This window comes from Rhodospirillales bacterium (assembly GCA_016712595.1).
Lineage (GTDB): Bacteria > Pseudomonadota > Alphaproteobacteria > Rhodospirillales > Defluviicoccaceae > Defluviicoccus.
Genome location: JADJQT010000001.1, coordinates 1,152,328 through 1,169,416, shown reverse-complemented (window position 1 = coordinate 1,169,416; position 17,089 = coordinate 1,152,328). Strand labels below are relative to the sequence as shown.

Genomic DNA, 17,089 nt, shown 5'->3' with positions numbered 1-17,089 from the left:
ATGCGAAAGGCGATCATAGTTCTACCGCGGGGATCGTGGATTGAAGTCGAGCCCGTGGCGACCGTAACGTTGCCGTACGACGAACGCTGCCGCCGCCGCCTGCGCATGCACGATGACGCCGGCGAGCCGTTCCTGCTCGACCTGGACCGGCCGGTGCAGCTCGCCGACGGCGACGGCCTCGGACTCGAGGGGGGCGGCGTCATCGGCGTGTGCGCCGCCGAGGAGGCGGTGATCGAGGCGCGTGGCGCCACGGTGGCCGATTCCGTGCGCCTCGCTTGGCATATCGGCAATCGCCACGCACAGGTGCAGGTCCTCGCCGACGCCACGATCCGCCTGCGCGCCGATGCGGTGCTGGCCGACATGCTCCGCCGGTCGGGTGCGCGGCTGTTCTACCGGCTGGCTCCCTTTAACCCCGAGCCCGGCGCCTACGCAGCCGAGGTGGCGGCGCCGGCGATGCAGCCCCCTGCGCACATCCATGACCACGACCACGACATCGATGCCAACCATGCCGCCGATCACTGACGGCGCTCTCCTCCGGCTGATGACGTGGATGTCACCGGCGTTTCCCGTCGGCGCCTACAGCTATTCGCACGGTATCGAAGCCGCGGTTGAACGCGGCCTCATCACCGATGCCGTCGGGCTGCGCGCGTGGATCGACGCCATTCTCCGCCACGGCAGCGGACGGTGCGATGCGATCCTTGTGTATGCGGCATGGCAGGCGGAGCGCGCCCGCGACGACGTGCGCCTCGCCGAGACCCTCGCCTGGGCAGACGCCTTTCGCGCCACCTTCGAGATGGCACTGGAAAGCGCCGCGCAAGGACGGGCATTCCTCGATGGCGTGCGCGCCGCATGGCCGCATCCGCGCCTCGATGCGCTCGCCGACTTGGCGGCGGATCTCAAACGGCCGCCGTCCTACCCGCTGGTCGCTGGCGTGGCGATCGCCGCCGCCGGCATCGACATATCGGCGGGCCTCGTCGCCTTCGTGCACGCCTTCGCCGCCAACCTGGTCTCGGCGGGAACGCGCTTGATCCCCTTGGGACAGAGCGATGCCTTACGCGTCCTGGCGGGACTGGAGGCGACGATCCGCGCCGTGGCTCAGGACGCGCAAGGCCTCGGCCTGGCCGACCTGGGAACCGCAACCTGGATGGTCGATTGGACCTCGGCGCGACATGAAACGCAGTACACGAGGCTGTTCCGGTCATGACCAGTCCCTTTCGCGTCGGGGTCGGCGGGCCGGTCGGCTCGGGAAAGACGGCGCTCGTCGATGCGTTGTGCAAGCGGATGCGCGACCAATATCGCCTTGCCGCGATTACCAATGACATCTACACGCAAGAGGACGCGCAGTTCTTGACCCGCTCCGGCGCGCTCGCCGCCGAGCGCATCATCGGCGTCGAAACCGGCGGCTGCCCGCACACGGCGATCCGCGAGGATGCCTCGATCAACCTCGCGGCGGTACGCGACATCACCGAGCGCTTTCCCGATCTGCAGATCGTTTTCATCGAGTCCGGGGGCGACAATCTCGCCGCGACGTTTTCGCCGGAGCTGGCCGACATCACGCTTTACGTCATCGATGTCGCCGCTGGCGACAAGATCCCGCGCAAGGGTGGCCCCGGCATTACCCGTTCGGACCTGCTCATCATCAACAAGACCGATCTCGCGCCCTACGTCGGCGCCAGTCTCGATGTGATGGACCGGGACGCGCGAAAAATGCGCGGTGAGCGCCCGTTCGTCTTTACCAACCTGAAATCGGGCGACGGCATCGACACCGTCGCCCAGTTCGTTATCATCGCGGGTGGCCTGGATGTCGCCTGAGCTGCTCGCCGCCGCAGCGTCGGTCTGCATGGGCGGCGCGCTCGCCGCCCGCCAGCGGCCTTGCCGCGAAACAACCGGGTCTGCGATGATCCACGCAAACACAACTCCGCCGAGGCAATCATAACATGGCGATCGACGTCGCACTTCGTCACCGAACCAGCTACCGCTATGACCGGCCGGTTCAACTCGGCCCGCAGATCATTCGTCTGCGCCCCGCCCCCCATTGCCGAACGCGCGTCCTCTCATATTCGCTGACGGTCACGCCGAAACTGCATTTCATCAATTGGCAGCAGGACCCGCAGGGCAACTACCTCGCCCGCTTCGTCTTCCCGGAGCGGACACGCGAATTCAGCGTCGACGTCGATCTCGTCGCCGAAATGGCGGTGTTCAATCCATTCGATTTCTTCCTTGAACCCGAGGCGGAAAAGATCCCGTTTAGCTACGCGCCGTGGCTCGCCAAGGAGCTTGCCCCATACCTGACGCCCCTGCCCGCCGGCCCGCTCCTCCGCGAATGGCTGGCCAGCGTCCCGCGCGAAGAAACCTTGACCGCCGACTTTCTCGTCGCGCTCAACCAGCGACTACAGGGGGATATCGGCTACGTTATCCGCATGGAGCCGGGCATCCAGACCTGTGAGCAGACTCTCGGCTTTCGACGCGGTTCGTGCCGCGATACCGGCTGGCTGCTGGTGCAGATCCTGCGCAACCTCGGACTCGCGGCGCGGTTTGTCTCCGGCTACCTGATCCAGCTCAAACCGGACGAAAAGCCGCTCGAGGGCCCCGCCGGCGCCGCCGAGGACTTCACCGATCTGCATGCCTGGACGGAGGTGTACCTGCCGGGTGCCGGATGGATAGGTCTTGACCCGACGTCCGGCCTGTTCGCTGGCGAGGGGCACCTGCCGCTGGTGTGTACGCCCGATCCGGAAAGCGCGGCACCGATCACCGGTAGCGTCGACGCGGCGGAGACCGCCTTCGATTTTTCAATGACCATCGAGCGCATCCGCGAGACACCGCGGGTGACCAAGCCCTACGCTGACGATCAGTGGAAGGGAATTCTCGCGGTCGGCGAAGAGGTGGATCGCCGTCTGAAGGCGGCGGATGTCCGGCTGACGGTCGGCGGCGAGCCGACGTTCGTGTCCATCGACGATATGGACGGCGCCGAGTGGAACACGGATGCCGACGGTCCGGCGAAGCGCCACCTCGCCACCGAACTTGTCGGCCGCCTGCGTGACCGCTTCGCACCTGGTGGACTGATCCACTTCGGCCAAGGCAAATGGTACCCGGGCGAAAGTCTGCCGCGCTGGGCCTATGCCCTGTTCTGGCGGCGCGACGGCAAGGAGCTGTGGAACGACCCGGCGCTGATCGCCAGCGACGCGAACCCGTCGCTGGCGACCGTCGAAAACGCCGAGCAGTTCGCCATCGCGCTCGCCGAGAGCCTGAATATCAATCCGGAGTACGCGGTTCCGGCTTACGAAGATCCGTTCCCTTACGTCGCGCGCGAACAGTCGCTACCGGACAACGTCGATCCGTTCGATTCAAAGCTGGAGGACCCCGAAGAGCGGGCGCGTCTCGCTCGCGTCTTCGAGCGCGGCCTCGGCAACCCCGTCGGATATGTCCTGCCGGTGCAGCGCTGGAACGCGCGCGACGGGCGGGCCCGCTGGGCAAGCGAGCGCTGGCGCTTCCGTCGCGGCAGGCTGTTCCTGGTTCCCGGAGACTCCCCGCTCGGATTCCGCCTGCCGCTGGGCTCGCTGCCATGGATCACCCCGGAGTGGTATCCCTACTATTCGCCGGGCGATCCGTTCGAACAGCGTCCCCCCTTGCCGGAACCGAGGAGATTGCGCCAACAGCGGCGCGTGCCACCCGCATCGCCTGCGGGCGGTTCCGCAGGTGGTTTTGGAACGGGTGGATCGCAAGGGCGAGGCGAGCGGCAAACGATCGTCGAGCAGGAACTGCCGATCGATATCAACGCCGTCCGCACGGCGGTCGGAATCGAAGCGCGTGACGGCACCATCTGCGTGTTCATGCCGCCGCTCGAAACCGCCGACGACTACGTCGAGATGATCGCTGCGATCGAAACGGCGGCGGCGGCGGTCGATCTGCCCGTGCGGATCGAAGGGTATACGCCACCAACCGATCCACGCATGGGTGTCATCAAGGTGACCCCTGATCCCGGCGTCATCGAGGTCAACATCCATCCCTCGCGGTCGTGGTCGGAACTGGTCGCAACGACGACGGGACTCTACGAGGACGCCCGCAATACCCGCCTCGGCACCGAGAAATTCATGCTCGACGGCCGGCACACCGGGACGGGTGGCGGCAACCATATCGTCGTCGGCGGAGCCAGTCCCGCCGACAGCCCGTTCCTGCGCCGGCCCGATCTGCTGCGCAGCCTGATCACCTATTGGCAGAACCATCCGGCGTTGTCGTACCTGTTCTCCGGGCTGTTCATCGGTCCGACCAGTCAGGCACCAAGGGTCGACGAAGCGCGCAACGACCAGCTCTACGAACTGGAGCTGGCGTTCCGGCAGATTCCCGATCCTGGCACGATGCCCGTCCCGCCCTGGCTGGTCGATCGGATCTTGCGCAATTTATTGATCGACTCTACCGGCAACACCCACCGGGCCGAGGTTTGCATCGATAAGCTGTATAATCCGGATGGACCGTCCGGGCGCCTGGGGCTGGTCGAATTCCGCGCCTTCGAGATGCCGCCGCACGCACGCATGAGTCTGGCCCAGCACCTCCTCCTGCGGGCATTGATCTCGTGGTTCTGGAACGAGCCGTACACACAGCCGTTGGTGCGATGGGGCACGACACTGCACGACCGCTTCATGCTACCCCACTATGTCTGGAAGGATCTTCTCGGCGTTGTCGGCGACTTGAACCGGGCGGAGATTCCGATTGAAGCCGAATGGTATGCGCCGCACTTCGAGTTCCGTTTCCCCCTTTACGGCGCCGTCGACCACGGCGGGGTGAAGATCGAGTTGCGCCAAGCGCTCGAACCGTGGCACGTCATGGGCGAAGAGGGAGCAATCGGCGGAACCGTCCGATATGTCGACTCCTCGCTCGAGCGCCTGCAGGTGCGCACCACCGGCCTGACGGCAAATCGCTTCGTGCTGATCTGCAACGGCCAGCGCGTGCCGCTGCAATCCACAGGAACGTTCGGCGAGTACGTCGCCGGCGTTCGCTATCGGGCATGGCAGCCGCCCGCCTGCCTGCATCCAACGCTTCCACCGGACGCGCCGCTGGTTTTTGACCTCTTCGATACCTGGTCGAATCGTTCGCTCGGCGGATGCACCTACAACGTCGCACACCCAGGTGGACGCAATTACGAGACGTTTCCAGTCAACGCATACGAGGCGGAAAGCCGGCGCTGCGCCCGTTTCGTCCCATTCGGACATACGCCAGGACATTTCCGCCCACCGGCGCAACTCGACAACGAACAATTCCCCTCGACACTCGATCTGCGTTGGAGTCGATTGAACGGATGACGATGCATCTTCTGCCAAGTCCTGCGCGCCCGGCGATGGCGCCACGCGCGCCTCGCCCCCTCAATCGAAGCGGACCTCGCTCACACGGCGAATACGCCCGTCCGGTTCCGTGGGCGTGAGTAAGATCGACCAAGCATCGGAGGTGCTCCGCGCCGGACGCCTGCACGATACCTACACGCCATTGCCGGGCGTTTACGACGAGATGGTCTCGGCGGATGGCTGCCTGCGGCCGCACTGGCGGCAGTTTATCGACGGCCTGGAAAGCATGAGCGAAAGCGAGCTCGGCAAGCGATGGCGGCTTGCCGAGCGGCTGCTCCATGAGAACGGCCTGACCTACACAGCGGACGTCGGTTCGGGAGGCAGCGGCGGCTACGCCGGGCGGCCTTGGAATCTAGACTTCGTGCCGCTGGTCATCGACGCCAGCGAATGGCGCGCGCTCGAAGCGGGGATCATTCAGCGCGCGCAGGTGCTCAATGCCATCCTCGCCGATCTTTACGGCCCGCAAACGCTGTTGCGCGATGGACTTCTGCCGCCCGCCGTCGTTCTGGGCAATCCGCAATTCCTGCGTCCGTGTCATGGCATCCGTCCTCGCAACGACGTCTATCTCCATATCTACGCCGTCGACCTCGGCCGGGCACCGAATGGCCGTTGGTGGGTTCTCGCTGACCGCACGCAGGCACCGTCTGGCGTCGGCTTCGCCCTGGAAAACCGGGTTGTGCTATCGCGATGCTTGCCCGAGCAGTTTCGGGACTTTCATGTCGTCCGCCTCGCCAACTACTTCCAATCGATGCATGACAGTCTGGTTTCGCGCACCAATCGCGAAAACCCGCGCATCGTTCTGCTTACCCAGGGACCTGAGGGCGAGGGCTACTTCGCTCACGCCTATCTTGCCCGCTACCTCGGATACACGATGGCCGAGGGCGGCGATCTTACCGTTCGCGACAACCGGGTGTTCTTGAAGTCGGTCGACGGCCTCAAGCCGGTTGACCTGATCTTGCGCCGGATCGACGGGGACGACTGCGATCCTCTCGAGCTGCGGGCGAGTTCGATGCTGGGGGTAGCCGGACTTTTGCAGGCAACGCGCGCCGGAAACGTCACCGTCGCCAATGCGATCGGCAGCGGGCTGGCCGAGACCAAGGCGATGCTGGCGTTCATGCCGGCTCTGTGCCGGCACCTGTTGGGCGAGGACCTGGAGATCCCGAACACGTCGACGTGGTGGTGCGGCGATGAGCAGGTGCGCAACTACGTGTCCATGAACATCGACCGTCTTGCCATCGATTCCGCATTCAAGCGAAGAACCTTGCTGTCGCATGCGACCAGCGGCGTGCGGGGCGCATCGCTGTCGCCAACCGAGCGCCGCGCGATCATTGACCAGATCAACGCGCGGGGTGACGCCTATGTCGGTCAGGAACTCGTCTCGCTATCGACGACACCCGTGTGGACGGGCGCCGGTCTGGAACCGCGCCCGATGACCCTGCGGGTGTTCGTCGCGGCGACGAAAGACAACGGCTACGTCGTCATGCCGGGCGGACTTACCCGCGTATCGAAAAGCCGCGACGCCCGGGCCATCGCTCTGCGCCGGGGAGACGGCACCAAGGACACCTGGGTTCTGTCGGACGAGCCGGTCAGCAGCAGCTTCACGCTGCTTCGCTCACCGCTCAGCTACGTCAAGCCGCGGCGGACCGGCAAGGATCTGCCCAGCCGCGCCGCCGACAATCTGTTCTGGCTCGGACGCTATGCCGAACGCTCCGAGGACATCATCCGCGTCCTGCGCAGCGTCGTGCGCCGGCTGACCGAGGACTCCAGTTCGCTCGACAACATAACGGCGATGCAGCGCGTGCTTTTCGTGCTCTTCGAGAAAAGTCAGCTCGCTCCGCCATCGGCAGCGGCCGACGACGATCCGATGCGCGGCCTCGAGACCCAACTCGCTGCGTTGATGTTCGATCCCAACCTCGCCTATGGCTTACGCGAAACGCTCAGCCACTTTCACCGCACGGCGTCGCTCGTGCGCGATCGGCTGTCGCTCGACGCATGGCGGACGCTCAGCCATCTGAACAACGCCAAGATCCTCGAGCGTCCGCGTGAAAGTCAATCGAGCGCGCATCCGCTCGAACTCGGCGACGTTCTGGAATCACTCGACGAATCGATCCGCACCCTTGCCGCCTTTAGTGGCATGGAACTCGAAAACATGACGCGCAACCACGGCTGGCGCTTCCTTGATATGGGCAGGAGGCTCGAGCGGGCGCAGCATCTGGTGGACCTGCTGCACAGCCTGCTCGCCCGCGGCAACCCCGAGGAGGACGGTAGTCTCGTCTTGCTGCTGGAACTGGCCGACAGCCTGATGACCTACCGCTCGCGCTACCTGACGACGCCGATGCTGCCGCCGGTGATCGACCTGTTGATTCTCGACGAGACCAACCCCCGATCGGTCGGCTTTCAGGTGGCGGCGCTGGTCGAACACGTCGACGCACTGCCGCGCGATTTGGATGCAAACGTCCGCACCCCCGAGCAGCGGCTCGTGCTGTCGTTGCTGACAGAGGTTCGACTGGCGGAAATCGCCCAACTCTGTGACGAGGACAGCGAGGGGCGGAGAGGCTCGCTGGAAGCGCTACTCGACACCATCGGCTCCGCGCTTCCCCATCTCTCCGAGCTGATCACCCGTGATTATTTCAGTCACACCGAAGCACGACGACCGGCCGATTTGTAAGCATGCGGAATTCTTCGATTCTCTACGAGGTTAGTCATCGGACTACCTATCGGTACTCCATTCCGGTGTCGTTCTCGCACCATCTCTTGCATCTGAGCCCCCGTGCCTGCGCGCATCAAACCTGCCATCGCACGGCGCTTATCATTCTGCCGACGCCGTCGCAGCACTCGAGTGGGACCGATTATTACGGCAATCCAGTCACTTACATCACCTTGCAGAATCAGCACAAGGAACTGATCCTGCATGCCCGCAGCGTGATCGAGGTGATGTCACTGCCAAAGGTCATCCCCGAGCAGACCCAACCCTGGGACGACGTTTATCGCCGCCTTTACCACGATACCTCAGAGGCGGGCCGCGATGCGTTGCAGTTCGTTTTCGAGACAGCGAAGACAAAGGCGAGCGCGGATATCCACGCTTACGCCATCGCCAGTTTTCCGCCGCGGCGGCCAGTGCTTGCCGGGGTCATCGACTTGACACGGCGCATTTTCAAGGACTTCAAATTCGATCCCACGGCAACGACGGTATCCACGCCGGTCAAGGACGTCTTCAAGGCGCGACGCGGCGTCTGCCAGGATTTCGCCCATCTTCAAATCGCATGTCTGCGATCGCTGCGGCTGCCGGCCCGATACGTCAGCGGCTATCTGATGACCCGGCCTCCGGAAGGAAAGGAAAAGCTCATCGGAGCCGATGCGTCACACGCCTGGGTCTCGGTGTGCTGCCCGGAGCACGGTTGGATCGACGTTGATCCAACCAATAATGTCGCCGTGTCGCTCGACCATGTAACGCTTGCCTGGGGCCGCGATTACGGCGACGTCAGTCCGGTCAATGGCGCCATCTTCGGCGGTGGCGCGCATACCGTGCAGGTCGCGGTTGACGTCGTGCCGATTAATCGTGATCGGGCCGCCTGACCCCGGCTCCACCATAAGTGATATCATCGCAAGCGTACGCTCGCGCCTGTGCGCGTCCTCGTGTATAGAAGGAGGGGTTCGATCGGGGACTCTCAAACGGCAAGGACGACGCGGCGCTAATGTTCGAGGCGATGAACCTCGCGATCCTCGTCGGCGCTGGCCTTATCGCCATCTCGACCTTCACCAGCCTGATTTCGTTCCGCGTCGGCGCTCCGTTGCTGCTCGTGTTTCTGGCGGTCGGCCTCGTCGCCGGTGTCGACGGGCCCGGCGGCCTGACTTTCGATGATGCACCGGCAGCCTATTTTATCGGCTCTGTCGCGCTCGCCGTCATTCTGTTCGACAGCGGATTTAATACACAATTCCGCACGGTGCGCGCTGCGCTCGGCCCGGCACTCACGCTCGCGACCGTCGGGGTCTTGCTGACGGCAGCACTCGTCGGCGCCGCCGCACATCTCCTGCTGGAGCTCGAATGGCTGGAAGCGCTGTTGCTGGGAGCAATCGTCAGCTCTACCGACGCGGCGGCGGTGTTCTTTTTGCTGCGCGTCGGCGGCATCACGTTGCGCGACCGGGTCCGATCGACGCTGGAAGTGGAATCCGGATCAAACGATCCGATGGCGATCTTCCTCACCGTTACGCTGGTGCAGATCATTTCCGCGTCCGACACGGCCACCGCCGCAACCGGACTTGCCTTCCTCGAGGCATTTGCCCGACAGATGGGCTTCGGGCTGCTTGCCGGTCTTGCCGGTGGCCAGGCGATCGTGCTGATTATCGGCCGCCTCAAGCTCGAGGCGGGGCTCTATCCCATCGTCGTCCTCAGCCTTGCTCTGTGCGTCTTCGCCGCAACCGGGTTTGCCAGCGGGAGCGGTTATCTTGCCGTTTATGTCGCGGGAGTGATTGCCGGAAACTCCGGGCTGCAAAGACTGGCGCTTCTCCGCCGCTTCCAGGACGGGATGACGTGGTTTAGCCAGATCGCGATGTTTCTGACCCTGGGGCTGCTTGCAACCCCCTCGCAGTTTCTGGGGATCGCCTGGCCCGCCGTCGCGCTCGCTCTTTTTCTGACCCTCGTCGGCCGGCCAATCGCGGCCTGGCTGTGCCTGCTGCCGTTTGGCTTCACCCGCAATGAGACGACGTTCGTCGCCTGGGTCGGGCTTCGCGGGGCGGTCTCGATCCTGCTCGCCATTTTACCGATCGTAGCCGAACTGCCGAATGGGCGATTGCTGTTCAACGTTGCGTTCGTCGTCGTCATCGTCTCGCTGGTGGTTCAGGGCTGGACGATCCGACCGATGGCGCGGTGGCTGGGGCTGATCGTCCCTCCGCGGATCGGCCCGGTCGAGCGGGTCGAACTCGAACTGCCGGGACGTGCCAGCCACGAACTGATCACCTACAGGATCGCCGCCGAAAGTCCGGTAGCGCGGGGAGAGCGCGTTCCCCGTTGGGCACGGCCGTCCCTGATCGTCCGCGATGGTCGCACGATCCGCGTTCATGACGCCGGACGACTGCGCGCCGGTGACTACGTCTATATTTTCGCGTCGCCGAAACTCGTCCACCTACTCGACCGGCTGTTCGCCCGACCGGCAGGGCTTGATCTCGCCGACCGGGAATTTTTCGGCGACTTTACCATCGATCCGCGAACACAAATCGCCGACCTTGCCGAGGCCTATGGTTTTTCCGTTGCCGACGAGGATGCGACGCTCAGCGTCGCCGATTACGTCTCCCGCCGGATGCAGGGCACACCCGAAACCGGCGACCGCGTGCCGGCGGGCGCGATCGAACTGATCGTCCGCGAGATCACCGACGCCGGCGAGATCGGCGAAATCGGCGTTGCCCTCGAGCCGAGCCGGGCGGCGCAGCCAAAGCTTCCGGTATTCCTGACGTGGCAGGAGATGCGCGCTTTTATCCGGGCGCTGCGATTGAGCCGCCGCCGGCGCCGCCAGCAAAAACGTTTGCGCCGGCAGGAACTCCTCGTGGCGCAAACGCCGATGGTGAACAGCGCCGAAGACTCGCAGCCACCATCAGCGCTGCCCGCGCCACCGCTGGAGACGCCCACTGCGTCGTCGCAAACGATCGTGCGAGACTGAGACGGCAGGCGCAGAGGCGCTGCGCACCGCCGCCCGCCGAGACCATGCCCCGAATTCGAGCCGGCTCTGGCGACAGGTTACGCCGATCGTGCCTTTTACATCAACCGAGAATAGGGAAAACAGCCACCGTAAGTGGCGCGCTCAGCCCTGGCGCGTTTTATACCGCGGGTGCTTTTTGTTGATGACGTAAAGACGTCGCTTGCGCCGCACGACGATGCAGCTCCGCTCGCGCGTTCTTGCCGACTTGATCGAATGTCTGATCTTCATTGCCGCCGCCCAATACACCAACGATCCGCGAGCGGCCTTCCCCGCCGCAGTGGCCGTGACCATAATCGCGCATGCCCCGCTCGTCAACATGAAGGGCTCAGCTTCAAACGCAACACCAGGAGCGCTCACGATTCATCCCCTGCGCGTTGCCGAGAAGACTGCGCACGCTCAGACGAACCATCCGATCATCTCGCGCCAACGCCGATAGCTGTGCGCTCGCCCGTCCCATACCTTGAACAGATGCCAGACGCCGTGTAGCCATAAAATATCGCTCAGTCGCCGATTGTCGTCGAGAAAGGGGTCCTGCTCGCCGATGATCAGCTTGATGTCCAGCCGGCGGATCGGCGCGAGGATGCCGTTCATCCCGACGTTCGCCATGTAGTGGTTGGGCATATTGAAATAGACGTCCTGATCGTAATGGCCGTCGAGCAGGTCGCGGAATCCCTCCGGCGCCTGGGTGAGATCGTAGCGACCACTCATCGCGACCACCCGGTTGAACCGGTGCGGATGGCGAAAGGCGATGTTGACGGCGTGATACGCGCCGAAGCTGCAGCCTAGTGACGTCAGGTAGGGTGTTCCGTTGATCGTTTCACTGAGCGGCAGAACCTCCTGCAAGATGTATCGCTCGAAGGCCATGTGTCGAAACACCCGATCGCGCGGGTTGCACCAATTACAATAGAACGACTCCGGATCGATGCTGTCGACGCAAATCACTTGCAGCCACCCCTCATTCAGATGGTGGCGCAACACGTCAATGATCCCATTGTTCTCGTAGTCGAAAAAACGACCGCAACGCGGCGGAAAAGCGAGCACGCGCGCACCACGGTGTCCGAAAACGAGAAGTTCCATATCGCGACCAAGCGCTGGACTATACCATTTATGATATTCTCGTTTCATTTGCTATACACAATTATTGCAGTTGCGTTAAACAATAAATACATTCATAGATCGTTTAATACATTAATAATTGCCTCGTATCACGATCATTATCACGATTAAAGTTTAATCAATGCTTGAATTTTCGGAACATATGCTCGATCGTTAAAGTTCGACCTGCTGGTATTTGTTACAGTTTGATGAAAAGCTGGAATATCGGAGTGATCCGATGTATGGCGATGCTTGTCGCCAATAGCCGCGAGTGCGATGCCCGGCGCTCCCGGCGAACGCGACGCTGAACGTTCGGGACGATCGTGGCGATGACTTCCTGGTTTGACGACGAAGTGAGCGCGTTGGAGCGGCGGACCCTTTCAGCTCAGGGCTCGGTCAACCCGATTTTGTTTTACGGCAGCTCGTCCTTCACCTTGTGGCACGACATCGAGCAGCATTTCCCCGGCTACAACGTCGTCAATCACGGCTTTGGCGGCTCAACGCTCGCGGACTGCATCCAATACTTCGACCGGCTGGTCGTGCCGATCGCGCCGCGAATGGTCGTCGTCTACGCCGGTGATAACGATCTGGCCGACGGCGCATCGCCAGAAGCGGTTCTCTCCCGCGTGGCGACGTTGGTCCGTCGCAAACGCGACGCGCTGGGTGCGGTCCCGATGGCGTTCGTCTCGATCAAGGTCAGTCCGGCGCGGTTCGCAATCATGCACCGCATCGCCTATACCAACCTGATCGTCGAACGCGCGCTGTTCGAACAGCAGGACGTCCGGTTCGTCGACATTACCCGGCGCATGGTCGGTCGCGGGATGGGATCGTTGCTTGAACTTTATTCGGAAGACCCGCTGCACATGAACCGGGACGGCTATCGCGTCCTCGCGCGCTCCCTTTTTGAGTACATCACCGGGATCGAGCGGCATGCCGGCGATTTACGTGTTGGAACCGCCTTGGCGCACCCCGCCTGGCGCGATCCGCCGGAGCGCGATGCAATGCCCGATGCGCTATCGGTTTGTTAATTCCGATCTGCTATCTCCTTGCCTCGGTGCCATCGGTCGCATAGAGTAAAGCATGCAACTTTTACGTGCTCTCGGCATAGCTGTGGTGGCCGGACTCACTCTCGGGTGCGGTTTAGGTCAGGCGGCGGTACCGCTTCCCACGGACTCATGGCGGTTGTGTCCGCAGGCGATTGCCACGGAGGAGCGTTCGAATTCCATTCCCAAGCACCTGCTCTCGGCGATCGCACTCGCTGAGTCAGCGCGCACCCATCCGGATACCGGCAAACGCATGCCGTGGCCATGGACGGTGATGGCTGAAGGTCAAGGACGCTATCTGCCGACGAAGGCGGCCGCGATCAGCGAGGTCCGCAACTTGCAGGCGCGGGGAATTCGCAACATCGACGTTGGTTGCATGCAGGTCAATCTCTACCACCATGCGGACGCGTTCGCCAGCCTTGATGAGGCGTTCGATCCAGCTTCCAACGTCGCCTATGCGGCACGATTCCTACGCTCATTATTCGAAGATGAAGGATCATGGCGAGATGCGGCCGGCCGCTACCACTCGGCGACGCCAGAGCTGAAAATCCCTTATCAAAATAAGGTCGCGGCGTTGTGGAACGATCAGCAACGGCGCGAGCGCAGCGGCGGCACCGATCTTGAGACCGGGCCGTTGACGGCAGGATTGGGAACGGACAGCACGATCCAATCGCGCGTTCGCTCTCCGGCGTTAATGTTCTCGCTCGCTGACCGGCGCATGATTGGCGGCACCCGGATGCCGGTCATGCCCCGTCTCGCACGATCGCTGCCGGGCGCACCATCGGCACCCTCCGCTCCCGAACCGCCAGTGTCCGGCATCCAGCGCGCCCCACTCGGCATGACCGGGCGCTACGTACGATCCCACGACGAAGAGGCGGCGTTTGCGGCTCGCCGCGTTCAGTATTTGCAAGAACTCCGTCAAGCTGTGGCTGAGGTCAAGCGGTCGTACTCGGTGCAGGTCGCGCGCGACGACCCCCGCTAGGCGCCGTTCCGGGCCCAGGCGCGGACGGTTGTCGCGCTCGGCCACGTTGACGATTTTGAATCGCGCGATCCGCCTGACGCTGCCGCCAACCCCATTCCCGCCACCCATTGGCCCACCTACCCCTGTCCCGCCCGCGCCTGGGATAACCGTTGCGTGCAAGGAACGCACGTCCGAACGCGAGGCATCGCACCGGAGCGGAGAACCCGCCTCAGCGAACGGCCCCTATCGATACGGATGGGATAAGCGGGCTCGGAAGAATTCACCGCCCGTCATGGAGGCGATCGCGAAGCCAATCGCCAGGACGGACGCACCGCCATCGGGCAAATGGACAGAGGTAACGCGCGTTTGCGTCGTCCGCGAGTGCTCGCGCCTTGCCCTCGCCGCCGGGTGTTCGCCTATTGCAGGGTCGCGTGCTCTTTTTCAAGCATCGCGCTTGCCATCAGCGCCCCCTGACGCCAAGCCTCGATCAATTCCAACGCGCGCTCATCGAACTCGTCGTCCAAGTACATATCGGCGATCTGATTGATCTCCGCGAGATCGATGATGTGTCGATAGCCCATCTGGAAAGCGCGTTTGGACGTCATCGCTACAGCCCCATGCCTTGGATGCTCCAGCGTAAGCCGGCGATCGTGAATAATCGGTTTCACCCATCCATTTTTACTTCCGCCGAACCGATTACCGCCCACGGATAGGGGCCGGAAAACGAACGCCCCCTCACCATTTTCTCATCGTGGTGAAAAGACGAAAATTCCCAAATGTCCACGCCTGGATGTGTTCTGCGCCTTGGCCTCCGCCGAGAAAACGAAAAAATCAGATAAATAAGTGTACAAGGCGCGTATACCCATAATACAACATAATTATAATTACATATGCAATATAAATATTCTTTTAAGTTTCATGATTTATTATAAATAATTCAGTGTATGACATCGATATCTACCTCATTCCATTTAAAATGATTAATATATAAATTGAATTACACTCATAACGGGCATGCAGGGCGATACTTCACTAAGTGGCACTTCCGACAATGATTGGATCGACGGGCTCGGCGGCATCGATCTCGTCCGCAGTTCGGTCGATCACGCCCTCAACGACGCAATCGAAAATCTTACCTCGATCGGAAGCGCGGACATCTGAGGCGCAGATCTCTTCAGTCTGGCAACGCAGGCGCGGTGACGGCAACGACGTCCTCGCCAGCAGTTATCATGACGATACGCTGCAAGACGGCAACGGGAACGTTTCGCTGACCGGCGGTATCAACGCAGATACGTTCGTTTTCGACGCCGAGACCGGTGGTGGCGCCCTCGATCGCCCGCGGGCGGATGGTAATCGCCGTTTTCTCGACGTATATCGTTTTTTCGACGTATATAGTGCGGGACGTGGTGGCGAGCGTTAAGCACCGCGAGGGGTTGACTATGCCGAACTGGTCTTTGCGAACATGCCATATCTGATTCACGGCGACAGCGGCGATTGGGAAGTGGTCATCGGTCTGGAGATCCACGCGCAGATCGTCTCGCGCGCCAAGTTGTTCTCCGGGGCGGCTTCCGACTTCGGCGCCGAGCCGAACACCCAGGTAAGCTTGGTCGATGCCGCATTCCCCGGGATGTTGCCGGTCCTGAACCGTGTGTGCATCGAGCAGGCGGTCCGAACCGGAATCGGACTCAACGGCAAGATCAATCTCGATAGTGTCTTTGAGCGCAAAAACTATTTTTACGCCGATCTGCCGCAGGGCTATCAGATCTCGCAATATCAGTCGCCGCTGGTTGGCGAGGGGCGCGTTGCCATCGACCTTGCCGATGGTTCCAGCAAGGACATCGGCATCGAGCGGCTGCATGTCGAACAGGATGCGGGCAAGTCGCTGCACGATCAGCATGCCCGCTACACCCTGATCGACCTGAACCGGGCGGGTGTCGCCCTGATGGAGATCGTCTCAAAGCCGGATATCCGCAGCCCGGAAGAAGCCGGCGCTTACTTGCGCAAGATCCGCTCGATTGTCCGCTACCTCGGCACCTGCGACGGCAATATGGAGCAGGGCTCGATGCGATGCGACATTAACGTCTCCGTCCGCCCCGTCGGCGAGAACGCGCTGCGCACGCGCGCCGAGGTCAAGAACGTCAACTCGATCCGCTTTGTTATGCAGGCGATCGACTATGAGGCCGCACGGCAGGTTGCCATCTACGACGCCGGCGGAACGGTGGTCCAGGAGACACGGCTCTACGATTCCGGCCGCGGCGAAACCCGCTCGATGCGGGCCAAGGAGTTCGCGCACGACTATCGCTATTTTCCCGATCCCGACCTGCTCCCGCTGCACCTCGATCCAGCGGAGGTCGAACGTATCCGCACGTCTCTGCCGGAACTTCCCGACGAGCGCAAGCAGCGGTTTATCGATGCCTACGGTCTCACCGCGTATGATGCAGGGGTGCTAACGGCGGAGAAGGAAGCGTCCGAATACTATGAACAGGTGGCGAAAGGACGCGACGGCAAGCAGGCGGCGAACTGGGTTATCACCAATCTGTTTGCCGTGCTCAACAAGCAGGGCCGAAGCATCGCCGCCTCGCCGATCTCGGCGCAACGCCTCGGCAAGCTGCTTGACCTGATGGCCGATAGCACGATTTCCGGGCGGATCGCCAAGGACGTATTCGAGATCATGGCCGAATCCGGCGAGGATCCCGCCGCGATCATTGAAGCAAAGGGCTTGAAACAGATCACCGATGCCGGCGCCATAGAAAGTGCCGTCGCCAAGGTGGTGGCCGATAATCCTTTGCAGGTCGAACAGTTTCGCGGCGGTAACGAAAAGGTGCTGGGCTGGCTGGTCGGCCAGGTGATGAAGGCGACCGCCGGCAAAGCCAATCCGGGGCAGGTCAACCAGTTGCTGCGCAATAAGCTCGTCTGATCTGCCTTACGGGGCGAGCACGAGAGGCGAACGGCGCAAGCGGG

Annotated in this window: 14 protein-coding genes; 10 read left to right on the top strand and 4 right to left on the bottom strand. The window is 62.5% G+C overall.

All coding sequences use genetic code 11. The features are described from left to right. The 7 genes from IPK66_05310 (at position 1) to IPK66_05280 (ending at position 10,990) form a co-directional block, all read left to right on the top strand. The gene (locus IPK66_05310; protein MBK8174699.1) at positions 1 to 522 is read left to right on the top strand and encodes an urease accessory protein UreE; all 522 of its coding nucleotides are present in this window, start codon (positions 1 to 3) and stop codon (positions 520 to 522) included. Further along, positions 506 to 1,204, top strand: a complete 699-nt coding sequence (locus IPK66_05305) for an urease accessory protein UreF (GenBank protein ID MBK8174698.1) — start codon at positions 506 to 508, stop codon at positions 1,202 to 1,204. Before IPK66_05310 ends, IPK66_05305 begins: the two co-directional genes overlap by 17 nt. Further along, a complete protein-coding gene (gene ureG / locus IPK66_05300) occupies positions 1,201 to 1,812 on the top strand; it encodes an urease accessory protein UreG (GenBank protein MBK8174697.1) in 612 nt (203 codons plus the stop codon). The genes IPK66_05305 and ureG overlap by 4 nt, the downstream gene beginning before the upstream one ends. A gap of 125 nt (positions 1,813 to 1,937) precedes the next feature. Next, positions 1,938 to 5,297 (top strand): transglutaminase family protein, encoded by a 3,360-nt coding sequence (locus IPK66_05295; protein MBK8174696.1) that lies wholly within the window; start codon positions 1,938 to 1,940, stop codon positions 5,295 to 5,297. 115 nt (positions 5,298 to 5,412) lie between these two features. After that, a complete protein-coding gene (locus IPK66_05290) occupies positions 5,413 to 8,004 on the top strand; it encodes a circularly permuted type 2 ATP-grasp protein (protein ID MBK8174695.1) in 2,592 nt (863 codons plus the stop codon). Positions 8,005 to 8,021: 17 nt separating this feature from the next. Then, positions 8,022 to 8,912: a transglutaminase family protein gene (locus IPK66_05285; GenBank protein MBK8174694.1), complete on the top strand. Its 891-nt coding sequence runs from the start codon at positions 8,022 to 8,024 to the stop codon at positions 8,910 to 8,912. A gap of 119 nt (positions 8,913 to 9,031) precedes the next feature. Further along, entirely contained in the window at positions 9,032 to 10,990 is a 1,959-nt protein-coding gene (locus tag IPK66_05280) for a potassium/proton antiporter (GenBank protein MBK8174693.1), read from the top strand. A 141-nt stretch (positions 10,991 to 11,131) separates the two neighbouring features. Here IPK66_05280 and rpmJ read toward each other — a convergent pair whose 3' ends face one another. Then, on the bottom strand, positions 11,132 to 11,257 hold the full coding sequence (rpmJ, locus tag IPK66_05275; GenBank protein ID MBK8174692.1) for a 50S ribosomal protein L36: 126 nt from the start codon (positions 11,255 to 11,257) through the stop codon (positions 11,132 to 11,134). Positions 11,258 to 11,425: 168 nt separating this feature from the next. Beyond that, positions 11,426 to 12,154, bottom strand: coding sequence for an esterase family protein (locus tag IPK66_05270; protein ID MBK8174691.1), 729 nt, complete (start codon positions 12,152 to 12,154; stop codon positions 11,426 to 11,428). Between the two features lie 299 nt (positions 12,155 to 12,453). Here IPK66_05270 and IPK66_05265 point away from each other — a divergent pair, with 299 nt between their 5' ends. After that, on the top strand, positions 12,454 to 13,152 hold the full coding sequence (locus IPK66_05265) for a GDSL family lipase (GenBank protein ID MBK8174690.1): 699 nt from the start codon (positions 12,454 to 12,456) through the stop codon (positions 13,150 to 13,152). A 52-nt stretch (positions 13,153 to 13,204) separates the two neighbouring features. Further along, the gene (locus IPK66_05260) at positions 13,205 to 14,149 is read left to right on the top strand and encodes a lytic transglycosylase domain-containing protein (GenBank protein MBK8174689.1); all 945 of its coding nucleotides are present in this window, start codon (positions 13,205 to 13,207) and stop codon (positions 14,147 to 14,149) included. Between the two features lie 395 nt (positions 14,150 to 14,544). Here the strand turns inward: IPK66_05260 and IPK66_05255 are convergent, their stop codons facing one another. Both IPK66_05255 and IPK66_05250 read right to left on the bottom strand, forming a co-directional pair. Next, positions 14,545 to 14,733, bottom strand: coding sequence for a hypothetical protein (locus IPK66_05255; GenBank protein ID MBK8174688.1), 189 nt, complete (start codon positions 14,731 to 14,733; stop codon positions 14,545 to 14,547). 569 nt (positions 14,734 to 15,302) lie between these two features. Then, on the bottom strand, positions 15,303 to 15,608 hold the full coding sequence (locus IPK66_05250) for a hypothetical protein (GenBank protein MBK8174687.1): 306 nt from the start codon (positions 15,606 to 15,608) through the stop codon (positions 15,303 to 15,305). On the opposite strand from IPK66_05250, the gene gatB reads away from it, so the two are divergent. Next, positions 15,591 to 17,045 carry an Asp-tRNA(Asn)/Glu-tRNA(Gln) amidotransferase subunit GatB gene (gene gatB / locus IPK66_05245; GenBank protein MBK8174686.1) on the top strand — a complete coding sequence of 485 codons (1,455 nt, stop codon included), beginning with the start codon at positions 15,591 to 15,593 and terminating at the stop codon, positions 17,043 to 17,045. The genes IPK66_05250 and gatB overlap by 18 nt on opposite strands. Positions 17,046 to 17,089 lie beyond the last annotated feature (44 nt).

Coding starts and splice junctions, on each gene's coding strand:
- IPK66_05260 (MBK8174689.1), top strand. CDS start 13,205: ATGCAACTTTTACGTGCTCTCGGCATAGCTGTGGTGGCCGGACTCACT.
- IPK66_05270 (MBK8174691.1), bottom strand. CDS start 12,154: ATGAAACGAGAATATCATAAATGGTATAGTCCAGCGCTTGGTCGCGAT.
- IPK66_05280 (MBK8174693.1), top strand. CDS start 9,032: ATGTTCGAGGCGATGAACCTCGCGATCCTCGTCGGCGCTGGCCTTATC.
- IPK66_05310 (MBK8174699.1), top strand. CDS start 1: ATGCGAAAGGCGATCATAGTTCTACCGCGGGGATCGTGGATTGAAGTC.
- ureG (MBK8174697.1), top strand. CDS start 1,201: ATGACCAGTCCCTTTCGCGTCGGGGTCGGCGGGCCGGTCGGCTCGGGA.
- gatB (MBK8174686.1), top strand. CDS start 15,591: ATGCCATATCTGATTCACGGCGACAGCGGCGATTGGGAAGTGGTCATC.
- IPK66_05295 (MBK8174696.1), top strand. CDS start 1,938: ATGGCGATCGACGTCGCACTTCGTCACCGAACCAGCTACCGCTATGAC.
- IPK66_05265 (MBK8174690.1), top strand. CDS start 12,454: ATGACTTCCTGGTTTGACGACGAAGTGAGCGCGTTGGAGCGGCGGACC.
- IPK66_05255 (MBK8174688.1), bottom strand. CDS start 14,733: ATGACGTCCAAACGCGCTTTCCAGATGGGCTATCGACACATCATCGAT.
- IPK66_05305 (MBK8174698.1), top strand. CDS start 506: ATGCCGCCGATCACTGACGGCGCTCTCCTCCGGCTGATGACGTGGATG.
- rpmJ (MBK8174692.1), bottom strand. CDS start 11,257: ATGAAGATCAGACATTCGATCAAGTCGGCAAGAACGCGCGAGCGGAGC.